Below are 21,612 nucleotides of genomic sequence, written 5' to 3'. Positions count from 1 at the left end.
TGTACGCGGCGTTCAGTGCTGGGCGGCGTACGCGACGAAGGCGGTCCAGTGGTGCCGGGCGACGGCGAGGACCGGGCCGTGCGGGTTCTTGGAGTCACGGAGGAGTACGGCGTCCGGGCGGGTGGCGACTTCGAGGCACTGGCCGCCCTCCGCGCCGCTGTAACTGCTCTTGCGCCAATGCGGTCCGTAGTCGACTTCGACCGGTGTGGAGAGATCCATATGCGCTCCCGGAGAGCCGACGGTAGGTACGGCAGGTGGGCTGTGGGACGTATGTCAGTGTTTCGCGGCGTACGCGACGAAGGCGGTCCAGTGGTGCGGGGTGGTGGCGAGGACCGGGCCGTGGGGGTTCTTGGAGTCGCGGAGGAGGACGGCGTCCGGGCGCGTGGCGACTTCGAGGCACTCGCCGCCCTCCGCGCCGCTGTAACTGCTCTTGCGCCAGACCGTGTTCGAGGCAGTTTCGGTCGCCAGCGTGTTCATAGCTCTCCCAGCAACTTCTCGATGAAGGTCGTGGACTCCCGGGGACCGAGAGCCTGCGCTCGCATGATCCCATAGCGAGCCGCGATGGCCCTTGCCTCCTCCCGTTCGGACACCAGGATGCTGCGTCCTTGGACCTCCAGGTAAGCCACCGTCTCGGCTCCTTTTCGCGTGATCAGGGTGAAAGGGCCGTCCACGCCTGCGTTGTCCTCGCGCTCCGTGGACATGACCTGAATTTCGACGTTGCGCATCCCACCCACCTGCAGCAGGTGTTCGAGCTGAGTCTGAAGCACACTGCGGCCTCCGAACGGCCTTCTGAACACGGTCTCTTCGATGACGAATCCCATCAGCGGAGCGGGCCAGCGGCTGAAAATGTCCTGACGAGCGAGCCGGGCCGCCACTCGTTGCTCGATGGTCGCGTCGTCGAGCAACGGACGGCGGGCGTTGAGTAGAGCACGGGTGTAGTCCTCGGTCTGCAGCAACCCTGGAACGGCCTGAACCGCGTACAGGTGAAGTTCGCTCGCCTCCGCCTCCAGCCGCGCCGCGTCGCGGAAGAACGCCGGGTACTGTCCGCGCGCCACCTCGTCCTTGCACACCTTCAGCAGACCGCCCGCCTTGAGCAGTTCGTCGGCCTGGTCGATGAAGGCGGGCGGCGGGGTGCGGCGGCCCTGTTCGTAGGCGGCGACGGTGGAGGCGGAGTAGCCGGTCATCGTCCCGAACTCCGCGCGTTCCAGACGTGCCGCGACGCGGAACAGCTTCAACTGGCGTCCGAAGAGGGCGAGAACGCCCGTCCCCGGCTCGTGGGTCTGCTCGGACTCGTCCTGTTCCGCCATGCCGCCGTCCGCCTCCGCCGTTCGTGTCGCCCCGTCGCGGCCGTCACGCTCCGTGCCGCGTACACGGTGCGCCGCTCCGCGTACAAGCGGTACCCGTGGGCGCGTCCGTCCTGGTCAAAGGTAGGGCCCGGCCGGGAGGGTTTCCCCCATGAACGCAGTAATTCCCCCTCCCGTGGGAAGCGAAGAAACCGCCCTGACCGTGCACGAGTTCGCGATGAGATTCACCGCCACCCCGCGCGGCGCGCGGCTGGCCCGGAGGCTCGTCTCCCAGCGGCTTGACGTCTGGGGTCACCCGTACGATTCGCGGGTCAACGAGACGATGACCCAGATCGCCGCCGAGCTGACGGCGAACGCGGTCCGTCACGGCCGGGTGCCGGGCCGCGACTTCCACGTACGCCTCCGGGAGACGGCAACCGGGGGCGGGGACGGGGCGGCGGTCGTGATCGAGGTGTCCGACACCCGCGACGGGTGGCCGTCACCCGCGACCCCTGTGCCGTCCGTGCCCGGACCGCCGTCCCCGACGCAGGAGTCGGGGCGCGGACTCCGCCTGGTGTCGGTGCTGGCCGACGACTGGTCCGTGGTGCCCCGGGCGGGCGCGCCCGGCAAGACCGTACGCGCGGAACTGTCGCTACGGGCCCGACGCCGGTGAACGCGCGCCGGCGGTTCCGTCAGCGGGTGAGCGGGGTCTCGGAGCCGACGCGGGTCAGCTTCTCGGGGTTGCGGACGTAATAGAGGCCGGTGATGCGCCCGTCCTCGGTGCGGAACGCCACGACGCCGTCGAGTTCGCCGTCGAGGCGCATCAGCAGGGCCGCGTTCCCGTTCACCTCGGTGAACTCGCTGGTGACGACGCCGGCCTTGGCGGCAGAGCCGTTCAGGAAGCGGAGCACCTTGTCCGCGCCGACGATGGGCCGGAGCGCGGCGGTCTTGATGCCGCCGCCGTCACTGACCAGGACGACGTCGGGGGCGAGCACGTCGAGCAGGCCCTGCAGGTCGTTGGTCTCCAGGGCCCGCCGGAATGCCTCCGCCGCCACCCGGGACTCGCTCGCGGAGATCACGGTGCGCGGGCGGCGTTCCTGCACGTGCAGACGGGCCCGGTGGGCGATCTGGCGGACCGCCGCGGGGGTCTTGTCGACGGCGGCCGCGATCTCGTCGTAGCCGAGTGCGAACACCTCCCGCAGCACGAACACGGCCCGTTCGGTCGGCGACAGCGTTTCGAGGACGAGCATCAAAGCCATCGACACGCTCTCGGCGAGTTCGACGTCCTCCGCCACGTCCGGCGCGGTCAGCAGCGGCTCGGGCAGCCACGGGCCGACGTACGCCTCCTTGCGGCGCTTCAGCGTACGCAGCCGGTTGAGCGCCTGCCGCGTGGTGATCCGCACCAGGTACGCCCGCCGGTCGTTCACCTGGTCCAGGTCGACCTTGACCCAGCGCAGCCAGCTCTCCTGGAGCACGTCCTCGGCATCGGCGGCGGAGCCGAGCATCTCGTACGCCACGGTGAAGAGCAGGTTGCGGTGGGCGACGAACGTGTCGGTGGCGCTGCTGGTGTCCTCGTCGGTCATGTCTGCCGGTTCCTCTCCTGCGCGGTCGGTCCCGCGTGGTCGGCCTGCTGGGCGAAGGCTTTCATGTGCGCCTCCGGGATTCGCGCCCTTTCGGTGCCCGGCACGGCCGGGCGCTCGCGGCCGTGCCGTTCGCACCGTTGGCGTTCAGGCCCCGTCGGCGGCCGATCCGGCAGGCTGCTCCCGTACCGCCCGCACCGCCGGTTCCGGACGCACCGCTTCCGTCGGTCCCGTTGCCGCGGAGGTGTCGACGGGGCGGCGGCCCTCCAACGCCCGCTCGCGTCCGGTGTCCTTGAGCCAGAACAGCGAACCGGGCTTGGCGGCCTCCCGTACCAACTGCTTGACGGTGAACCCGCAGACGAGCTCCTTGACCTTCGCGGCGGGCACGCCCGCCAGGTGCAACGCGGTGGGGGTGTCGCTCTTGCGGGCGATCTGGACGAGCCCCGCGGCGCGGCCGAGGCTGATGCACTGGCCGACGAATCCGAGGCTCACCGGGGACGGCCGCTCGTCCGCGATCCGCCGCAGGACCGTGTCCGCGGCCTGCGCGCCCAGCGGCAGGGCGGCCTGGCAGCTCATCCGGAAGGGGAGGTTCGACGGCGCGGCCGAGTCTCCGGCGGCGACGACGCGTCCGTCGTCCACGCTCGTCAGCGTCTCGTCGGTGAGCAGGCGTCCCAGCGCGTCGGTGCGCAGGCCGCTGCGGGCGGCCAGGTCCGGCACGCCGAAACCGGCGGTCCAGACGGTCACCGCGCCCGGTACCTCGCGGCCGTCACCGAGCCGCACCGTGTCGGCGGTCACCTCCGTCACCTGCGCGCCGGGGCCCGTCAGGAGCTTCACCCCCAGCTTGGCCAGCCGCCCGGCGACCGCCCGCCGGGCGCGCGGGTGCAGGTACGGGCCGAGCATCCGCCCGCAGACCAGGGTCACCGGCCTGCCGGTCTCCGCCAGTTCCGCCGCCGTCTCGATGCCCGTCGGCCCGGCCCCGACCACCGTCACCGGGGCCGTGGTCGGCACCGCCGCCAGGTCGGCCCGCAGCCTCTCCGCCTCCTCCAGGGAGGCGATCGGACGGGCGAACTCGGCCGCGCCCGGCACCTGCGGGTCGGCGCTGCCGCTGCCCACCGCGTAGACCAGGTAGTCGTAGGGGAGCGTGCCGCCGCCCGCCAGCGCCACCGTGCGCCCGGCCGTGTCGATCCGCGCCGCCGTGTCGACCACCAGCCGTACGCCCGCCGCCAGCACCTTCCGGTACGCGACGACCCCGTCGTGCGAACCGCCGACGACCTGGTGCAGCCGGATCCGCTCCACGAACGCCGGACGCGGGTTGACCAGGGTCACGGTCACGTCGTCGCGCTGCGTCAGACGGTTGGCCGCCATCACGCCGGCGTACCCGCCGCCGATCACGACCACCTCGGTGTTCTCACTCATGGTCTCTCTCCTCCGGTCCCGGTTTCCTGGGTCTGCACACAGGACACCGGCCGGACGGACCGTGTGACACGTGTGGCGCGGATCACGTTCTCGGCCGGAGGTGGGGAAAGGCGCCGGGCACGCGGTCGGAGGCGGGCGGAGCCACCGGGCGCGCGGGCCGTATGCTGCGGCGGGCGAGACGGCCGCCGCACGAGCGGCGGGCCCGTCGGGCACGGCGGGACGGGCCTGTTCCGCGTCGGTACCGAGCGAACGACCTGGAGGTCGACCGGTGATCACAGTGGCGGCGGTTGCCGGCGTGGCCTTGATCGAACTGGGCATGGCCCTGATTCCGGGGCCGAACATGATCCACCCCGCCTCCCGTGCCATCACCCAGGGCCGCAGGGCGGGCCTGATCAGCCTCGGCGGGACCGCCGTGGGCTTCGTCTGCTACCTGCTGGCCGCGGCGGCCGGTCTGTCCGCGTTGTTCGCCGCCGTGCCGCTGGCGTACACCGTGGTCAAGCTCGCGGGAGCCGCCTACCTGGCCTATCTCGCCTGGGGCATGCTCAAGCCCGGCGGGCGCTCGCCGTTCGCCCCGGCGGGCGATCTGCCCCCGATCTCCGACGCGCGCCTGTTCACCACCGGGCTGCTGACCAACCTGCTCAACCCCAAGATCGCCCTCCTGTACGCCGCCCTGCTGCCCCAGTTCCTCGACCCGCACTCGGGCCCGGCCTGGGCGCAGATGCTCCAGCTCGGGGCGGTGCAGATCGTCGTCGGCGTCGGTGTGAACGGTCTGATCATGCTGGGTGCGGCCCGCGTCTCCGGCTTCCTGGCCGCCCGGCCCCGCGCCATGGCCGCCCAGCGGTTCGCGGCGGGCGGCCTCCTCGGCGTCTTCGCCCTGCGCACCGCGCTGTCCCGCACGGCTGTCTCCGCCTGAGCCGACCGCCGAAGACGGTCCGACCGGCCCCGGTCCCGGCCAACTCGCCTGCGAACGCCGGGATTGCACCGCAATACCGGTGCTTGCCCGCGCCCACGACGCGGCGCCGCACCCCGCCCCTTCGCGGGGCGGGGTGCGGCGCTCGTGCTGCGGGTGACGTCGTGGCGGTCGGTCAGCGGAGCTGCTCGTACGCGGGGAGGGTCAGGAAGTCCGCGTAGTCCTGGTCCAGCGAGACCTGGAGGAGGAGGTCGTGGGCCTGCTGCCACTTGCCGGCGGCGAAGGCGTCCTCGCCGATCTCGGCGCGGACGGCGGCGAGTTCCTCGGCGGCGATCTTGCGGGCCAGGTCGGCGGTGGCGTGCTCGCCGTTCTCGAAGACGACGTCGGCGTTGATCCACTGCCAGATCTGCGAGCGCGAGATCTCGGCAGTGGCCGCGTCCTCCATGAGGTTGAAGATGGCCACCGCGCCCGAGCCGCGCAGCCACGCCTCGATGTAGCGGATGCCGACCGCGACCGCGTTGCGCAGGCCGTCGAAGGTGGGCTTGGCGTCGAGGGTGTCGACGGCGATCAGGTCGCCCGCCGCGACGGACACGTCCTCGCGCAGCCGGTCCTTCTGGTTCGGCTTCTCGCCGAGGACGGCGTCGAACGAGGCCAGCGCGATCGGGACCAGGTCCGGGTGGGCGACCCAGGAGCCGTCGAAGCCGTCGCCGGCCTCGCGGTCCTTGTCCGCCTTGACCTTCTCGAACGCGACCTTGTTGACCTCCTCGTCGCGGCGCGACGGGATGAAGGCCGCCATGCCGCCGATGGCGTGCGCGCCCCGCTTGTGGCAGGTGCGCACGAGGAGTTCGGTGTACGCACGCATGAACGGGGCGGTCATCGTCACCGCGTTGCGGTCCGGCAGGACGAACTTGGCGCCGCCGTCACGGAAGTTCTTGACGATGGAGAAGAGGTAGTCCCAGCGGCCGGCGTTGAGGCCCGAGGCGTGGTCGCGGAGCTCGTAGAGGATCTCCTCCATCTCGTACGCGGCGGTGATCGTCTCGATCAGGACCGTGGCGCGGACGGTGCCCTGCGGGATGCCGGTGTAGTCCTGGGCGAAGACGAAGATGTCGTTCCAGAGGCGGGCCTCCAGGTGCGACTCCGTCTTCGGCAGGTAGAAGTACGGGCCCTTGCCGAGGTCGATGAGGCGCTGCGCGTTGTGGAAGAAGTACAGGCCGAAGTCGACCAGCGCGCCGGGGACCGGGGTGCCGTCGAGCTGGAGGTGGCGCTCGTCCAGGTGCCAGCCGCGCGGGCGGGTCACCACGGTCGCCAGCTCCTCGGCGGGGCGCAGCGCGTACGTCTTGCCGGACTTCGGGTCGGTGAAGTCGATGCGGCGCTCGTAGGCGTCGGTCAGGTTGAGCTGGCCGCCGATGACGTTCTCCCAGGTGGGGGCGGAGGCGTCCTCGAAGTCGGCGAGCCAGATCTTCGCACCGGAGTTCAGCGCGTTGATCGTCATCTTGCGGTCGGTGGGACCGGTGATCTCCACGCGGCGGTCGTTGAGCGCCTCGGGCGACGGCGCGACCTTCCAGGAGTCGTCCGCACGGATCGCGGCCGTCTCCGGCAGGAAGTCCAGGGTGGAGGTGCGGGCGATCTCGGCGCGGCGCTCGGCGCGGCGGGCGAGGAGCTCGTCACGGCGCGGCGTGAACCGGCGGTGCAGCTCGGCCACGAACGCCAGAGCCGCCTCCGTCAGCACCTCCTCCTGGCGGGGCAGGGGCTCGGCGTCGACGATGGCCAGCGGGGACGGCGCTGGTGCGGACATGAGCGGTCACTCCTTCTGCGGCGGTGCGTGCGGGGCCTTTGCCGCCACCTGCCGAACGGCACCGGGTGCCAGAGGGCCGGGAGGCGGGCCGGAGAAGCCGTTCGGTCGGTGAACGGCTTCTGACCAGTGGATAGTAGTTTCCTCATGGTGGAAGTTCAATGGTTTGTTGATGTCGAGACTCTTCGGATCGACAGAGTCCGGGCGGAGTTGGCGCCGCGTGCCACCGCCCCTTCGGGGCTTCTGCCCGGTGTCGCCCGAACGCGCTCACTCCAGCCGGATCAAGTCCTCGGGTGTGTCGATGTCGTGGGGCAGTGCGACGTCCGAGCAGTCCACCAGGGTGAGCTCGCCGCGGTGGTCCCGCAGATAGGCGCGGGCTCCCCGGTCGCCCTCCGCGGTCGCCGCCACGCCCTCCCAGCGGTCGGCGCCGAACAGCACGGGGTGCCCCCGCCCGCCGTCGTACGAGGCCGCCACCAGCGCGTCGCGCGCACCGCCCGACGCCGTACGCACACGGGCCACCGCTTCCGGGCCGATGCCCGGTTGGTCCACCAGGAGCACCAGGACCGCGTCCGCCCCGGTGCCGCGCAGGGCGGCCAGCCCGGCCCGCAGCGACGACCCCATGCCCTGTTCCCAGTCGGGGTTCACGGTCACCGCGCACCCCGCGAGATCGGCCCGTTCCCGCACCTCGTCCGCCGCCGCGCCCAGCACCACGTGCAGCGGACCGCAGCCGCCTTCCCGCAGGACGCGCACCGCGTGTTCGATCAGGGGGCGGCCCCGTTGGGGCAGCAGGGCCTTGGGCCGGCCGCCGAGCCTGCGGCCGCCGCCCGCGGCGAGCAGCAGGCCGGCGACGGAGGGGGTGCCGGGGGGAGTGCACATGGGGACTGGATACCACCGCGCGGCCCGCACGGGCGACAGGCGCGGCTTCCCCGAGTCCCTCACTGTCCGTGTCCCTGAGGGATCTCAGGGGTAACCCTGATTTTCCTTCGGAGAGTGGCGCGACTCACCTTCGATGGCGTTAACTTGCGGGCATCCCGCAGCACTTGACCGAGGTTTTCGGGGCACGGCCGACACGATCGGCGCGCAGGCGTACGAGGGGGGAACGGGTTGTTGCGAAGCGTGGGGCACAAGCGCGTGACCGGAAACGGCGAGGACCCGAGGGTCACGGAGTTACGTACGGCCGTCTCCCGGCTCCGCCGTGAACTGGCCGGTCACCCCGCCGATTTCCCCGACCGGGGCATCGCGGAGGAGGAACTGGCCGCGCTGGACGCCATGGCGGTCAGCGGGGTCCCGGAGATACCGCGGCTGCGCCGCTCCCTGCTGCTGATCGCGGGAGCGATCGGCTCGGTGAGCGCCCTGGCGACGACGCTGCGGGACGTGCGGAACGCGGTGGACCTCTTCGGCGAGCCGCCGCGGAAGTGACGGCCGCCGCGGGGATGCCTGCCGACGGCGGACCGGCTGCCTCACGACGGCGCGGACGGCCGTGACCCCGATGTCCGGGACCACGGCCGCCCGTAGGCCGCCGTCAGCGCGCCCGGCCGGCCGCGGAGGGCCGGGAGGACGGGCTCAGACGGACGTGATCTCCACGACCATCGGCGCGTAGACGCCGGAGACCGAGCCGAGGCCGAGGGTGCACAGCAGGATGTCGGTCGCGGGCCCGGTCTGGGTGGCGACGACGGTGTCCCCGGCGAACAGGCCGGCGGTCACCGTCCCGGTGAAGGTGACGACCAGCACGGCGCCCGCGACCGTCGTGGTCCGGTTCAGCGACAGCGTGCTGGTGGCCCCCGTGTTCCAGGTGATCGTCCGGGTCTCGGCGGCCGTGTTGAGGAGCTCCAGACAGGTGCGTGTCCGGGGCGGGTTCACCGCGGAGTGCGTGCCCGAGGTGAGTGCCGGCACGCTGGTGGAGACGCAGGGGCCGAGCTGCCAGTTCAGCGAAGCGCTGCTCACCTGGGGCGTGTTGGTCAACGGCGGGTTGTAGGTGACGCTCGCACTGCTGGGAGGGGTGCACGTCACGTCGAGCAGGCCGTTCGTGCGCGCCTGCGCGTGACCGGCCGAGGCCAGCAGGCCGACGACGAGAAGCAGCAGGGCGCAGACGCCGGAGAACGAGGTGCGAAACCCGGGTCGGCCGGTACTGCGGCGGAAAGTTCGGGCCGGATGTGCCATGAGGACGCCTTTCGCTGCGGGCCGGCTCGACGGCCTGCGGGGAACGGCGTCCTTGCGGGAGGGTCCGGTGGGCGCGGAACCGCAGTGCGGGCCCTGTGCCGCAGGAGGCCGTCCGGGGAGGCTTCCGACTCTCCGGCATGCCGCAGCCGGGCGTCCACGGGTGTGCGCCGGTACCGGAGGCGTACCGCGCGCACGGGGCGCGCCCGACGCGTGCGGGGTGTTCCGGGCGCGTGTCCGGGTGTCCTGGACGCGCGCTGTGCGCCCTCCACACGCACGGGGCGCGCGGAGGCTGCGTCACCGGCCGCCGCACCGAGGCTCCGCAGCCGTCACCCCGCAGCCGTCACCCCGTGGCCGTCACTCCGGCCGTCCTTACTCCGCCGCGGTCGCCGTCCCCGCGTTGAGGGTCACGGAGAGGTCCTTGGCCGCCTGCTGGAGGATCGGCACGATCCGCTCGGTTGCGGCGTCGGTGACGCGGCCGGCCGGGCCGGAGATGGAGATCGCGGCCGCGGTGGGGGAGTGGGGGACGGAGACCGCCAGGCAGCGGACGCCGATCTCCTGCTCGTTGTCGTCCACCGCGTAGCCGGCCCGGCGGACCTGCTCCAGGGCGTCCAGGAATCCGTCCGGGGTGGTGATCGTCTTCTCGGTGGCGGCGGGCATCCCGGTGCGGGCGAGCAGCGCGCGGACCTCGTCCGCCGGGGTGTGCGCGAGGAGCGCCTTGCCGACCCCGGTCGAGTGCGGCAGCACGCGGCGGCCCACCTCGGTGAACATCCGCATGGAGTGCTTCGAGGGCACCTGTGCGACGTACACGATCTCGTCGCCGTCGAGCAGCGCCATGTTCGCCGTCTCACCGGTCTCCTCCACGAGCCGCTGGAGGCAGGGGCGGGCCCAGGTGCCGAGCAGCCGGGAGGCGGACTCGCCGAGCCGGATCAGGCGCGGACCGAGCGCGTACCGGCGGTTCGGCTGCTGGCGCACGTAGCCGCAGACGACCAGGGTGCGCATCAGGCGGTGGATGGTCGGCAACGGCAGGCCGCTGCTGGCGGAGAGCTCGCTCAGGCCCACCTCGCCGCCGGCGTCGGCCATCCGCTCCAGCAGGTCGAAGGCGCGTTCCAGTGACTGCACCCCGCCGCTGGGGCCGAGGGGCTTGGAGTCGGAGGTGCTGGCGTCGGACGGCGGCACGTCAACGATCCTTTCGAAGCGGTGGGCAAGGCTGCAGCCTACCGGGCGGTCGGTGCCCGACGCACTGCTCGGGCCGTGCTTTCCTGCCGGTCAGCGCCCTCGGCGGGGGTGCGCGCCGGATGGGACGGAGATCTTCCCCCAGTCTCTCATGTTCCGTATGGTGAAAACAGGATTCTGCCTTACGGAATGCGCGAGGCGGCGTTCCCTGCTGTCCCGGTGCCCGGTGGGCCGCCGGGGTGGGGTCTTGACGGCGGGGAATCGCCGATGAAGACTCCAACAGCAGTTCGTTCAACAGTTCGTTGAAATCCCGGACCGTGCCCCTTCGCGGCGGCCTCCGGGATTCCTGACATGGCGAAACGAGGAGCACGGGTGCCCGGTGCGGACGTGGAACTGGTACTGCGCTCGACGCGCGTGGTCACCCCGGAGGGGACGCGCCCCGCGACGGTGACCGTCTCCGGCGGAACGATCCGGGCGGTCCTGCCGCACGACGCCGAGCCTCCCCCCGGCGCCCGGCTGGAGGACGTCGGCGACCACGTGGTGCTGCCGGGCCTGGTGGACACCCACGTCCACGTGAACGATCCGGGCCGCACCGCGTGGGAGGGCTTCTGGACCGCCACCCGCGCGGCGGCGGCCGGCGGCATCACCACGCTGCTCGACATGCCGCTCAACTCCCTCCCGCCCACCACCACCGTCGGCCACCTGCGCACCAAGCAGGCGGTCGCCGGCCCCAAGGCGCATGTGGACACCGGCTTCTGGGGCGGCGCGATCCCGTCCAACACCAAGGACCTGCGCCCCCTGTTCGAGGCCGGGGTGTTCGGCTTCAAGTGCTTCCTGTCGCCGTCCGGCGTCGAGGAGTTCCCGGAGCTGGACCAGGAGCAGCTGGGCCGGGCGCTCACCGAGATCGCCGGGTTCGGCGGCCTGCTGATCGTGCACGCCGAGGACCCGCACCACCTGGCAGCCGCTCCCCAGCGCGGCGGCCCGGCCTACGCGGACTTCCTCGCCTCCCGCCCCCGGGACGCGGAGAACGCCGCGATCGAAGGGCTGATCGCCCTCGCCGAACGGCTGGACGCCCGGGTGCACGTGCTGCACCTGTCGTCCAGCGACGCCCTGCCGCTGATCGCCGCCGCCAAGGCGCGCGGCGTGCGGATCACCGTCGAGTCGTGCCCGCACTTCCTCACCCTCACCGCCGAGGAAGTCCCGGACGGGGCGACCGAGTTCAAGTGCTGCCCGCCCATCCGGGAGGCCGCCAACCAGGACGCCCTGTGGCAGGGGCTCGCCGACGGCACCATCGACTGCGTCGTCTCCGACCACTCGCCGTGCACCACCGACCTCAAGACCCCGGACTTCGGCACCGCCTGGGGCGGGATCTCCTCGCTCCAGCTCGGCCTGCCCGCCATCTGGACCGAGGCGCGCCGACGCGGACACGGCCTGGAGGACGTGGTGCGCTGGATGTCCTCCGGCCCCGCCGCGCTCGCCGGGCTCACCCGCAAGGGGGCCGTCGAAGCGGGCCGGGACGCCGACTTCGCCGTACTCGCCCCGGACGAGACCTTCACGGTCGACCCGGCGCACCTGTTCCACCGCAACCAGGTGACCGCGTACGCGGGCAAGACGCTGTACGGCGTCGTCAAGTCCACCTGGCTGCGCGGCACGCGGATCGTGGCCGACGGAGTCCACGGCGAACCCACGGGCCGCCTCCTGGAGAGGAACCAACCCACCATCGACGTAAGGACCCCGTGACATGACGGAAGCCGTGACCCCGCACGCCACCGGCGACACCGCCACCCCGCACTACACCGGCGACGCCAGCCCCTTCGGCGGCGGCGACCCGTACGCGGACTACCGCACCCCCGGCCCCGGCGGATTCCCCTTCGACCACCTCGTGGACCTCGCCGACCGGCGGCTCGGCGCCGGCGTGATCGCCGCCAACGACGAGTTCTTCGCCGAGCGCGAGAACCTGCTCAACCCCGGCTCCGCCGTCTTCGACCCCGAGCGCTTCGGCCACAAGGGCAAGATCATGGACGGCTGGGAGACGCGCCGCCGGCGCGGCACCGGCACCGACCGCCCGCACCCCGAGGCCGACGACCACGACTGGGCGCTCGTCCGGCTCGGCGCGCCCGGCGTCGTACGCGGACTGATCGTGGACACCGCGCACTTCCGGGGCAACTACCCGCAGGCCGTCTCCGTCGAGGCGGTCGCGCTCCCCGGCTCCCCGTCGCCCGAGGAACTCCTCGCCCCCGACGTGAAGTGGACGACGCTCGTACCCCGTACGCCGATCGGCGGGCACGCGGCCAACGGCTTCGCCGTCGACGCCGAGCAGTACTTCACCCACCTGCGGGTCACCCAGCATCCGGACGGCGGGATCGCCCGGCTGCGGGTGTACGGCGAGGTCGTCCCCGACCCCGGCTGGCTCGGGGCGCTCGGCACCTTCGACCTGGCGGCCCTGGAGAACGGCGGCCTGGTCGAGGACGCCTCCGACCGCTTCTACTCGCCGCCGACCAACACCATCCGGCCGGGCCGCTCGCAGAAGATGGACGACGGCTGGGAGACCCGCCGCCGGCGCGACACGGGCCACGACTGGATCCGCTACCGGCTGGCGGAGCAGTCCGAGATCCGGGCCGTGGAGATCGACACCGCCTACCTCAAGGGCAACGCGGCGGGCTGGGCCGCCCTGTCGGTGCGCGACGGCGAGGACGGCGAGTGGGTGGAGGCGCTGCCCCGCACCCGGCTCCAGCCGGACACCAACCACCGCTTCGTGCTGGCCGACCCGGTCGCCGCGACGCACGTGCGGATCGACATCTTCCCGGACGGCGGCATCTCCCGGCTGCGGCTGTTCGGTTCGCTGACCGAGTCCGGCACGGCCCGGCTGAACGCCCGCCACCAGGAACTCGGCGGCTGACGACCGGCGGGGCGACGGGTGGCCGCGGGATCCCCGCGGCCACCCCTCCGGCCGTGCGCCGTCTGCGATGCCCCTGCCGCCGGTTGTCGGCCGGCCGCGGCCCGCTCAGAACTCCTCGTGCGTCTCCGGGTCCCCGCCGAACCGGTGTTCCTTCCCGCCGCCGATCGCCGCCAGTTCCTCGGCGGTGAGCGTGAACCCGAAGAGGTCCAGGTTCTCCCGCTGCCGCCCCGGATCGGCGGACTTCGGGATGGGCACCACGCCCAGCTGGGTGTGCCAGCGCAGCACCACCTGGCCCGGCGTCACCCCGTGGGCGCGCGCGGCGGCCACCGTCGCCGGGTCCTCCAGCACCTCGCGGCCACGGGCCAGCGGACTCCACGCCTCGGTCACGATGCCCTTGGACTCGTGGAACGCGCGCAGTTCGGCCTGCGGCAGCAGCGGGTGCAGCTCGATCTGGTTCACCGCGGGCAGCACGCCGGTCTCCCGCTCCAGCCGCTCGATGTGCTCGGCGGTGAAGTTCGAGACGCCGACGGAACGCACCAGTCCGTCCTCCCGGAGCTTGAGCATCGCCTTCCAGGTGTCCACGTACCTGTCCACGCGCGGCAGTGGCCAGTGGATGAGGTAGAGGTCGATGTGGTCGAGGCCGAGCAGGGCCCGGGACTCCTCGAAGGAGGCCAGCGTCTCCTCGTAGCCGTGGTGGCGGCCGGGGACCTTGCTGGTGACGACGATCTCGTCGCGCGGCACCCCGGACGCCGCGATCCCGCGCCCGGTGCCGCGCTCGTTGCCGTAGTTCAGCGCGGTGTCCACCAGCCGGTAGCCGAGGCCGAGCGCCCCGGCCACCGCCTTCTCGGCGTCGGCGTCGTCCAGCGGGTAGGTGCCCAGGCCGACGGCGGGGAGGGTGCGGCCGTCGTTGAAGGAGTGGAGGGGGGTCCCGGTCATGGTCGTCCAATCGTCCTGGTCCGTGTCCGTACCGTCCCGGCCAGCGTAGGACCGGCGGCGGGACGGGGCAGGGCGGGCCGGACGTCGGAGGAGAGGCGGTCCGGCAGCCGTGCCCCGGCGGCGCGCCTGCCCCGCTGCGCCCGCCCCCGAACCTCCGGGACCGCGCCGGACACGCGCCAGCCCCGACCCCGGACAGGGGTCGGGGCCGCACCGGACACGCGCGGGAGGCGGCCCCGGACCTGGGACGGGGATTCCGGTGGGCGGACCCTCCCGGTAGCCTGACCGCTCCGTGCGAGCCGCCGAGGTCTCCACCCCACACCGCCCGAACCCGTGGAGCACCCGTGTCCGCCGCCGTCCTGCCGTCCGCCGTCGCGCCCGCGCCGCGCGCCTGGCGCACCGATCTGCCCGTCCTGCTCGTCGCCGTCGTGTGGGGGTCGAGCTACCTCGCCGCGCACGGCATCACCACCGCCCGGACGGTGATCGCGGTCCTCGTCCTGCGTTTCGCCATCGTGCTGCCCGTGCTCGTCGCCGCCGGGTGGCGCAGGCTCCGGGCGCTGACCACCGCCCAGTGGCGCGGCGCGGGGCTGCTCGGCCTGGTCCTCAGCGGGATCTTCCTGCTGGAGACCTACGGGCTCGTGCACACCTCGGCCACCAACGCCGGGCTGATCATCAGCCTCACCATGGTCTTCACCCCGCTCGCCGAGGCGCTGGTCACCCGCACCCGGCCCGCCGCCGGATTCCTGACGGCCGCCGGGCTCTCGCTGGCCGGGGTGGTGCTGCTGACCCAGGGCGGCGGTTTCACCGCTCCGTGCGGCGGCGACCTGCTGATGCTGCTGGCGGCGCTCGCCCGTACCGTCCACGTGCTGGCGATGGCCCGCGTCACGTCGGTACGGGACGCCGACTCGCTCTCGCTGACCACCGTCCAGCTGGGCTCCGCGGTCCTGGTCTTCGCCGTGCTCGCCGCCGCCCCCGGCACCGGCCCGGCGCCCTGGACGGTGGCGGCCGGCTTCGGCGCCGCCGAGTGGGCCGGCCTGCTCTTCCTCGCGGTGTTCTGCACGCTCTTCGCGTTCTTCGTGCAGATGTGGTCGGTACGCCGCACCTCGCCGTCCCGGGTCAGCCTGCTGCTCGGCACCGAACCGCTCTGGGCGGCGGTCGTCGGCATCTCCCTCGGCGGGGAGCGGCTGGGGCCGCTCGGTGTGGCCGGCGCCCTGCTGGTGCTGGCGGGCACCGCCTGGGGCCGGTACGCCGCCGACCGGAAACCGCGGCAGAAGGCCGCACCGGTCCCGGTGACGACGGCCTGACGCGCCCCCGCCGGCCGACCGCCGCCCCTCAGCCCGCCGCGATCTCCTCCAGCGCCACCGGCCGCCGCTCCCGCAGGGACAGTCCGCAGGCCTCCGCCACGCGCAGCGCGTACAGCGCCTCCCGTCCGTCGCACGGGTTGGCCAGCTCGCCCGCGACCACCCGGACGAACGCGTCCAGCTCCGCCTCGTACGCCGGGGCGAACCGCTCCAGGAAGCCGGACCAGGGTTTCACCGGTGCCTCCGGGCCCCCCGGCTCCACGGAGGTGAGCGGGGTGCGGTCGTCCAGGCCCACCGCGATCTGGTCCAGGTCGCCCGCCAGCTCCATCCGCACGTCGTACCCGGCGCCGTTGCGGCGGGTCGCGGTCGCGGTGGCGAGCGAGCCGTCGTCCAGGGTCAGCAGCGCGGCGGCGGTCGATACGTCGCCCGCCTCGCGGAACATCGCGGGCCCCGCGTCCGACCCGGTCGCGTACACCTCGGTCACCTCGCGGCCGGTCACCCAGCGCAGGATGTCGAAGTCGTGGATGAGGCAGTCCCGGAAGAGGCCCCCGGAGAGCGGGAGGTAGGCGGCGGGCGGCGGCGCCGGGTCGGAGGTGACCGCGCGCACGGTGTGCAGCCGGCCGAGCCGCCCCGCGCTGACCGCCGCGCGCGCCGCCGCGTACCCCGCGTCGAAGCGCCGCATGAACCCGAGCTGGAGCACCGAACCGGCCGCGTCGACCCGGTCGAGCGCCGCCAGCGTGCCCGCCAGGTCCAGCGCGACCGGTTTCTCGCAGAAGGCGGGCAGTCCGGCCGCCGCGGCCCGCCCGATCAGCTCGGCGTGCGCGGCGGTCGCCGAGGTGATCACCACCGCGTCCAGTCCCAGCCGGAACACCTCGTCGACCGGTGCCGCGACCGCCCCCGTGCGGGCGGCGGCGGACGCCGCCCGCACCGGGTCGGCGTCCGCCACCACCAGGGCGTCCACCGCGGGATGGCGCCTCAGCACCTGCGAGTGGAAGGTGCCGATACGTCCCGTTCCGATCAGTCCGATGCGCATGGCCTCAACGTGGCCGCGCCCCGCCCGGGTGTCAAGCGTGCAACGGCCCGCGGACCCCGTGTCCGCCCGCGACGCGCCCCTCGCCCGCCCCTGCCGGGTGTGGCGCGGCACGGCTCGGGGATACTTGGGCAGCCGGGCCGGGGCCGAAGGCCGTCCGCCCGAGCGTGAGAGAGATCCAGACATGGGTCGTCACCGCACCACCAGCAGCACAAGAAGGGCACGGCGTCGTGGCAAGGGTTCGGACAGGGGTACGCGCGATGGGCGCCGTGCTGGCAGCGGTGCTCGGCGCCTCCCTCATGGGATGCAGCAGCACCGGCGGCAAGCGGGCGGAGGAGCGCGCGGCCGCGGCCGAGGCGGAGGGGCGCGCCGCGGTGAACACGCCCCGCTGGACCTTCGCCATGGTCACCCACTCGGGCGACGGCGACACCTTCTGGGACATCGTCCAGAAGGGCGCCGAGCAGGCCGCCAAGAAGGACAACATCAACTTCTTGTACTCGCACAACGACGAGGCGCAGCAGCAGGCGCAGCTCGTCCAGACGGCGATCGACAAGAAGGTCGACGGGATCATCGTCACGCTCGCCAAGCCCGACGCCATGAAGGCCGTCGTCGCCAAGGCCGCCAAGGCGGGCATCCCGGTGATCACGGTGAACTCGGGCTCGGCCGAGTCCAAGGCGTTCGGCGCGCTGACCCACATCGGGCAGGACGAGGGCATCGCGGGCGAGGCCGTCGGCGACGAGTTGAACGAGCGGGGCCGCAAGAAGGCCCTCTGTGTCCTGCACGAGCAGGGCAACGTCGGCCACGAGCAGCGCTGCGACGGTGCGAAGAAGACCTTCGACGGCACCATGCAGAGCCTCTACGTCGACGGCACCAACATGCCCGACGTCCAGGCGTCCATCGAGGCCAAGCTGCAGTCCGACCCCGGCATCGACGCCGTCGTGACGCTCGGCGCGCCGTTCGCGGACGCCGCGGTCCAGGCGAAGGAGACCGCGGGCAGCAAGGCGGAGATCGACACCTTCGACCTGAACGCCAAGGTCGCCGCCGGCCTCCAGCAGAAGAAGCTCGGCTTCGCCGTCGACCAGCAGCCCTACCTCCAGGGCTACGAGGCCGTGGACCTGCTCTGGCTCTACCGCTACAACAAGAACGTCCTCGGCGGCGGCCTGCCCGTGCTGACCGGCCCGCAGGTGATCACCGCTGCCGACGCCGAGCAGCTCGCCGAGTACACCGGCCGGGGTACCCGATGAGCGCGGCCGCCCCTGTCCGTCACGACGAACGGCTGGTGCGCACCTCGCCGCTGCGCAAGCTGCTCGGCCGTCCGGAGCTCGGTTCCGTCGTCGGCGCGTTCGCCGTCTTCGTCTTCTTCGCCCTGGTCGCCGACAGCTTCCTCCAGGCGTCCAGCCTCGGCACGGTGCTGTACGCGGCCTCCACCATCGGGATCATGGCGGCGCCCGTCGCGCTGCTGATGATCGGCGGCGAGTTCGACCTCTCCGCCGGTGTGATGGTGACCAGCTCCGCGCTGGTCTCCTCGATGTTCAGCTACCAGATGACCGCCAACGTCTGGGTCGGCGTCTTCGTGTCGCTGCTGGTCACGCTGGCCTTCGGCGCGTTCAACGGCTTCATGCTGACCCGTACCAAGCTGCCGAGCTTCATCATCACGCTCGGCACCTTCCTGATGCTGACCGGTCTGAACCTCGGCTTCACCAAGCTCATCAGCGGCACGGTCTCGACCAAGACCATCGGCGACATGGAGGGCTTCGAGTCGGCCCGCGCGCTGTTCGCCTCCCAGCTCACCCTCGGCGGCGTCGAGTTGAAGGTGACCATCCTGTGGTGGGCGGCGCTGGTCGCCGTCGCCACCTGGATCCTGCTGCGGACCCGGTTCGGCAACTGGATCTTCGCCGTCGGCGGCGAGGCCGACGCGGCCCGCGCGGTCGGCGTCCCGGTGATCCGCACCAAGATCGGCCTCTACCTGGGCGTCGCCTTCGCCGCCTGGGTCTCCGGCCAGCACCTGCTGTTCAGCTACGACGTCGTGCAGTCCGGCGAGGGCGTCGGCAACGAGCTGACGTACATCATCGCGGCCGTCATCGGCGGCTGTCTGATCACCGGCGGCTACGGCTCCGCGATCGGGTCGGCCGTCGGCGCGATCATCTTCGGCATGACCAGCAAGGGGATCGTCTACGCGGAGTGGAACCCCGACTGGTTCAAGTTCTTCCTCGGAGCGATGCTGCTCCTGGCCACCCTGCTCAACGCATGGGTACGCAAGCGCGCGGAGGCGACGACATGACGGCCCCGGCAGGCCCCCAGGCGCTGGTCCAGCTCGACCACGTGACCAAGTACTACGGCAACATCAAGGCGCTCCACGACGTGTCGCTGGAGGTCCACGCGGGGGAGATCACCTGCGTCCTCGGCGACAACGGCGCCGGCAAGTCCACCCTGATCAAGATCATCGCGGGGCTGCACCGGCACGACGACGGACGCTTCCTCGTCGACGGCGAGGAGACCGTGCTCGCCAACCCGCGCGACGCCCTGGACCGCGGCATCGCCACCGTCTACCAGGACCTCGCGGTCGTGCCGCTGATGCCGGTCTGGCGGAACTTCTTCCTCGGCTCCGAGCCCACCACCGGCACCGGACCCTTCAAGCGGCTCGACGTGCGGCTGATGCGCGAGACGACCCGCGCCGAGCTGCTGCGGATGGGCATCGACCTGCGCGACGTGGACCAGCCCATCGGCACCCTCTCCGGCGGCGAGCGCCAGTGCGTCGCCATCGCCCGCGCCGTCCACTTCGGCGCCAAGGTCCTCGTCCTCGACGAGCCCACCGCCGCGCTCGGCGTGAAGCAGTCCGGCGTGGTGCTGAAGTACGTGGCGGCGGCCCGCGACGCCGGACTCGGCGTGGTCCTCATCACGCACAACCCCCACCACGCCTATCTGGTGGGTGACCGTTTCGTGCTGCTCAAGCGCGGCGCGATGGCCGGCAGCCACACCAAGGACGGCGTCACCCTGGACGAGCTGACCCGCCAGATGGCGGGCGGCAGCGAGCTCGACGAACTCAGCCACGAACTGGAGCGGGCCACCGCGCCCACCTCGTTCGGCGGCCGCCCCGTCGACGGCGGGAACGGCTAGCACGACCGGCGCCCACCGCGCGCCCGAGCCCGTCAGGCCGTACCCACGGGTCCGGCAATGGCAGAATCGACCGTGGTGGGCGCCGTCCGCCGCCGGCCCGCACGCGCCGCCGGCCCCCCAGAACCCCGCAGGGACGATGAGCACGTACCGCGACTTCACACACCGCGGCTCCGCCCGCGCCACCGTCCTCAAGACCGTCGGTACGAGGGAGCGCCGCTCCCACCTCACGGCCCCCCGGGTGCCGACGGTGGGCATCGACATCGGCGGCACGAAGGTGATGGCCGGCGTCGTCGACGCCGACGGCAACATCCTCGAACAGCTCCGCACCGAGACGCCCGACAAGTCCAAGAGCCCCCGGGTCGTCGAGGACACCATCGTCGAGCTGGTCCTCGACCTCTCCGACCGCCACGACGTGCACGCCGTCGGCATCGGTGCGGCCGGCTGGGTCGACGCGGACCGCTCCAAGGTCCTGTTCGCCCCGCACCTCGCCTGGCGCGACGAACCGCTCCGCGACGCGCTGGCCTCCCGGCTGGTCGTCCCGGTGATGGTCGACAACGACGCCAACACCGCCGCCTGGGCCGAGTGGCGCTTCGGCGCCGGACGCGGCGAGGACCACCTCGTCATGATCACCCTCGGGACCGGCATCGGCGGCGCCATCCTGGAGGACGGCCAGGTCAAGCGCGGCAAGTTCGGGGTCGCCGGCGAGTTCGGCCACATGCAGGTCGTCCCCGGCGGACACCGCTGCCCGTGTGGCAACCGCGGCTGCTGGGAGCAGTACAGCTCCGGAAACGCCCTGGTCCGCGAGGCCAGGGAGCTGGCCGCCGCCGACTCCCCGGTCGCCCACAACCTCATCGACCGGGTCAAGGGCAACATCCCCGAGATCACCGGGCCGCTCATCACCGAGCTGGCCCGCGAGGGCGACGCCATGTGCGTCGAACTGTTCCAGGACATCGGGCAGTGGCTCGGCGTCGGCATCGCCAACCTGGCCGCCGCCCTCGACCCGTCCTGCTTCGTCATCGGCGGCGGCGTCAGCGCGGCGGACGACCTGCTGATCGGCCCCGCCCGGGACGCCTTCAAGCGCCACCTCACCGGCCGCGGCTACCGCCCCGAGGCCCGCATCGCCCGCGCCCAGCTCGGCCCCGAGGCCGGCATGGTCGGCGCCGCCGACCTGGCCCGGCTGGTCGCCCGCCGCTTCCGCCGCGCCAACCGGCGCCGAGTCGAGCGCTACGAGCGGTACGCCCAGATCTACGACCAGGCCGCGAGCACCCTGCGCCCCGCCCGGGCCACGCGCGCACGCGAAGACGACTGACCGGGGGCCGGGGCGGCCCGCCCGCCCCGGCCGCGCATCCGCCCCGCGCAGCCGCGCCCCGACCCATCCGAGGAACCGGTGACCATGATCGCAGCCGAGCACCCCGTCGTGCCGCGCCAGTCCGCGTCGTCCGGTGACGGCGAGCCTCCGCGGAACCGCGGCCGGGTGTTCCGCAGACGGCTGATCACCGCCACCATCATCGTGCTGCTCATCGGCATCCCGGCCGGATACCTACTGGTCTCCGCGGGGCAGAGCCGCCAGTCCGGCAAGGACAAGGAGGCGGAGGCCTCCGCGCAGGGGCTGCGCGAGGCATGGCCCTCGAAGATGCAGCGGCGCATCTTCGAGGTCCCGGTCCCCGGCAACGCCACCGGCGTCCAGTACTACGAGACGAACAACTGGAAGGCCAGCCGGCTCTACCTGAAGTTCCGCACCACCTCCGCGGGCCTCGACCGCTTCCTGACCGGTCTCGGCAGCAGCCGCGCCGCCCTCGTACCCGACAGGATCACCATCGCGGAACGGGACATGAACATCACCGACTGGTACTTCTACCCCGAGGCCAACTGGGCCGGCACCACCCACACCAACAAGAGCCCGCGCCCGACCCAGAACATCACGGTCAACATGACCGACCCCGCCGCCCCCGTCGTCTACGTGGTCTCCGCGGCGACCCCCTGAGACCCCCGAAGGCACCGGTGGTGCGCGGGCCCGG

At 72.6% G+C, this 21,612-nt stretch carries 22 protein-coding genes; 11 read left to right on the top strand and 11 right to left on the bottom strand.

Features of this window, described 5'->3' with window-relative positions; genetic code table 11:
• Window positions 1–12: 12 nt before the first annotated feature.
• Genes Q0994_RS26065 through Q0994_RS26055 form a run of 3 tightly spaced genes read right to left on the bottom strand, consistent with a single transcriptional unit; the run spans window position 13 to window position 1,307 of the window.
• Complete coding sequence (locus tag Q0994_RS26065) at window positions 13–219, bottom strand: DUF397 domain-containing protein (RefSeq protein WP_299538931.1); 207 nt, start codon at window positions 217–219, stop codon at window positions 13–15.
• Window positions 220–273: 54 nt separating this feature from the next.
• Entirely contained in the window at window positions 274–477 is a 204-nt protein-coding gene (locus Q0994_RS26060) for a DUF397 domain-containing protein (RefSeq protein WP_299538929.1), read from the bottom strand.
• Window positions 474–1,307, bottom strand: a complete 834-nt coding sequence (locus tag Q0994_RS26055) for a helix-turn-helix transcriptional regulator (protein WP_299538927.1) — start codon at window positions 1,305–1,307, stop codon at window positions 474–476. Before Q0994_RS26055 ends, Q0994_RS26060 begins: the two co-directional genes overlap by 4 nt.
• A 172-nt stretch (window positions 1,308–1,479) precedes the next feature.
• Between Q0994_RS26055 and Q0994_RS26050 the strand changes: the two genes are divergently transcribed.
• Window positions 1,480–1,956 carry an ATP-binding protein gene (locus tag Q0994_RS26050; protein WP_363325577.1) on the top strand — a complete coding sequence of 159 codons (477 nt, stop codon included), beginning with the start codon at window positions 1,480–1,482 and terminating at the stop codon, window positions 1,954–1,956.
• 19 nt (window positions 1,957–1,975) lie between these two features.
• Here Q0994_RS26050 and Q0994_RS26045 read toward each other — a convergent pair whose 3' ends face one another.
• Together Q0994_RS26045 and Q0994_RS26040 are read right to left on the bottom strand one after the other, a co-directional pair.
• Window positions 1,976–2,866, bottom strand: a complete 891-nt coding sequence (locus Q0994_RS26045; RefSeq protein WP_299538925.1) for an RNA polymerase sigma-70 factor — start codon at window positions 2,864–2,866, stop codon at window positions 1,976–1,978.
• A gap of 144 nt (window positions 2,867–3,010) precedes the next feature.
• The gene (locus Q0994_RS26040; RefSeq protein WP_299538923.1) at window positions 3,011–4,279 is read right to left on the bottom strand and encodes an NAD(P)/FAD-dependent oxidoreductase; all 1,269 of its coding nucleotides are present in this window, start codon (window positions 4,277–4,279) and stop codon (window positions 3,011–3,013) included.
• 268 nt (window positions 4,280–4,547) lie between these two features.
• Here Q0994_RS26040 and Q0994_RS26035 point away from each other — a divergent pair, with 268 nt between their 5' ends.
• Window positions 4,548–5,192, top strand: coding sequence for a LysE family translocator (locus tag Q0994_RS26035; protein WP_299538920.1), 645 nt, complete (start codon window positions 4,548–4,550; stop codon window positions 5,190–5,192).
• 172 nt (window positions 5,193–5,364) lie between these two features.
• Here Q0994_RS26035 and aceB read toward each other — a convergent pair whose 3' ends face one another.
• Together aceB and Q0994_RS26025 are read right to left on the bottom strand one after the other, a co-directional pair.
• Window positions 5,365–6,984, bottom strand: a complete 1,620-nt coding sequence (gene aceB, locus Q0994_RS26030) for a malate synthase A (RefSeq protein ID WP_299538918.1) — start codon at window positions 6,982–6,984, stop codon at window positions 5,365–5,367.
• A 264-nt stretch (window positions 6,985–7,248) separates the two neighbouring features.
• A complete protein-coding gene (locus Q0994_RS26025; protein ID WP_299538915.1) occupies window positions 7,249–7,857 on the bottom strand; it encodes a nucleotidyltransferase family protein in 609 nt (202 codons plus the stop codon).
• Window positions 7,858–8,097: 240 nt separating this feature from the next.
• Between Q0994_RS26025 and Q0994_RS26020 the strand changes: the two genes are divergently transcribed.
• The gene (locus Q0994_RS26020; RefSeq protein WP_299538913.1) at window positions 8,098–8,400 is read left to right on the top strand and encodes a DUF5955 family protein; all 303 of its coding nucleotides are present in this window, start codon (window positions 8,098–8,100) and stop codon (window positions 8,398–8,400) included.
• A gap of 144 nt (window positions 8,401–8,544) precedes the next feature.
• Here Q0994_RS26020 and Q0994_RS26015 read toward each other — a convergent pair whose 3' ends face one another.
• Together Q0994_RS26015 and Q0994_RS26010 are read right to left on the bottom strand one after the other, a co-directional pair.
• Entirely contained in the window at window positions 8,545–9,141 is a 597-nt protein-coding gene (locus Q0994_RS26015) for a hypothetical protein (protein WP_299538911.1), read from the bottom strand.
• A gap of 369 nt (window positions 9,142–9,510) precedes the next feature.
• Entirely contained in the window at window positions 9,511–10,317 is an 807-nt protein-coding gene (locus Q0994_RS26010) for an IclR family transcriptional regulator (RefSeq protein ID WP_299538909.1), read from the bottom strand.
• A 369-nt stretch (window positions 10,318–10,686) separates the two neighbouring features.
• On the opposite strand from Q0994_RS26010, the gene allB reads away from it, so the two are divergent.
• Together allB and alc are read left to right on the top strand one after the other, a co-directional pair.
• Window positions 10,687–12,054 carry an allantoinase AllB gene (gene allB, locus Q0994_RS26005; protein WP_299539066.1) on the top strand — a complete coding sequence of 456 codons (1,368 nt, stop codon included), beginning with the start codon at window positions 10,687–10,689 and terminating at the stop codon, window positions 12,052–12,054.
• A 1-nt stretch (window position 12,055) separates the two neighbouring features.
• Window positions 12,056–13,213: an allantoicase gene (gene alc / locus Q0994_RS26000; RefSeq protein WP_299538907.1), complete on the top strand. Its 1,158-nt coding sequence runs from the start codon at window positions 12,056–12,058 to the stop codon at window positions 13,211–13,213.
• Between the two features lie 105 nt (window positions 13,214–13,318).
• Here alc and Q0994_RS25995 read toward each other — a convergent pair whose 3' ends face one another.
• Window positions 13,319–14,149, bottom strand: a complete 831-nt coding sequence (locus Q0994_RS25995) for an aldo/keto reductase (protein WP_299538905.1) — start codon at window positions 14,147–14,149, stop codon at window positions 13,319–13,321.
• A 341-nt stretch (window positions 14,150–14,490) separates the two neighbouring features.
• Between Q0994_RS25995 and Q0994_RS25990 the strand changes: the two genes are divergently transcribed.
• A complete protein-coding gene (locus Q0994_RS25990; RefSeq protein WP_299538903.1) occupies window positions 14,491–15,450 on the top strand; it encodes a DMT family transporter in 960 nt (319 codons plus the stop codon).
• 28 nt (window positions 15,451–15,478) lie between these two features.
• On the opposite strand, the gene Q0994_RS25985 is transcribed toward Q0994_RS25990, so the two are convergent.
• A complete protein-coding gene (locus Q0994_RS25985; RefSeq protein WP_299538901.1) occupies window positions 15,479–16,480 on the bottom strand; it encodes a Gfo/Idh/MocA family oxidoreductase in 1,002 nt (333 codons plus the stop codon).
• Window positions 16,481–16,737: 257 nt separating this feature from the next.
• On the opposite strand from Q0994_RS25985, the gene Q0994_RS25980 reads away from it, so the two are divergent.
• The 5 genes from Q0994_RS25980 to Q0994_RS25960 all read left to right on the top strand — a co-directional run bounded on the left by Q0994_RS25980 (window position 16,738) and on the right by Q0994_RS25960 (window position 21,578).
• Entirely contained in the window at window positions 16,738–17,721 is a 984-nt protein-coding gene (locus Q0994_RS25980; RefSeq protein WP_299539064.1) for a sugar ABC transporter substrate-binding protein, read from the top strand.
• On the top strand, window positions 17,718–18,758 hold the full coding sequence (locus Q0994_RS25975) for an ABC transporter permease (RefSeq protein ID WP_299538900.1): 1,041 nt from the start codon (window positions 17,718–17,720) through the stop codon (window positions 18,756–18,758). Before Q0994_RS25980 ends, Q0994_RS25975 begins: the two co-directional genes overlap by 4 nt.
• Window positions 18,755–19,594 carry an ATP-binding cassette domain-containing protein gene (locus Q0994_RS25970; protein WP_299538899.1) on the top strand — a complete coding sequence of 280 codons (840 nt, stop codon included), beginning with the start codon at window positions 18,755–18,757 and terminating at the stop codon, window positions 19,592–19,594. The genes Q0994_RS25975 and Q0994_RS25970 overlap by 4 nt, the downstream gene beginning before the upstream one ends.
• A 136-nt stretch (window positions 19,595–19,730) precedes the next feature.
• A complete protein-coding gene (locus Q0994_RS25965) occupies window positions 19,731–20,903 on the top strand; it encodes an ROK family glucokinase (protein WP_299538897.1) in 1,173 nt (390 codons plus the stop codon).
• Between the two features lie 84 nt (window positions 20,904–20,987).
• Window positions 20,988–21,578: a hypothetical protein gene (locus Q0994_RS25960; protein ID WP_299538895.1), complete on the top strand. Its 591-nt coding sequence runs from the start codon at window positions 20,988–20,990 to the stop codon at window positions 21,576–21,578.
• Window positions 21,579–21,612: the final 34 nt, after the last annotated feature.

The sequence above is a fragment of the uncultured Streptomyces sp. genome, assembly GCF_947488945.1.
Taxonomy (GTDB): domain Bacteria; phylum Actinomycetota; class Actinomycetes; order Streptomycetales; family Streptomycetaceae; genus Streptomyces.
This window is presented reverse-complemented; position numbering and strand designations above follow the sequence as displayed.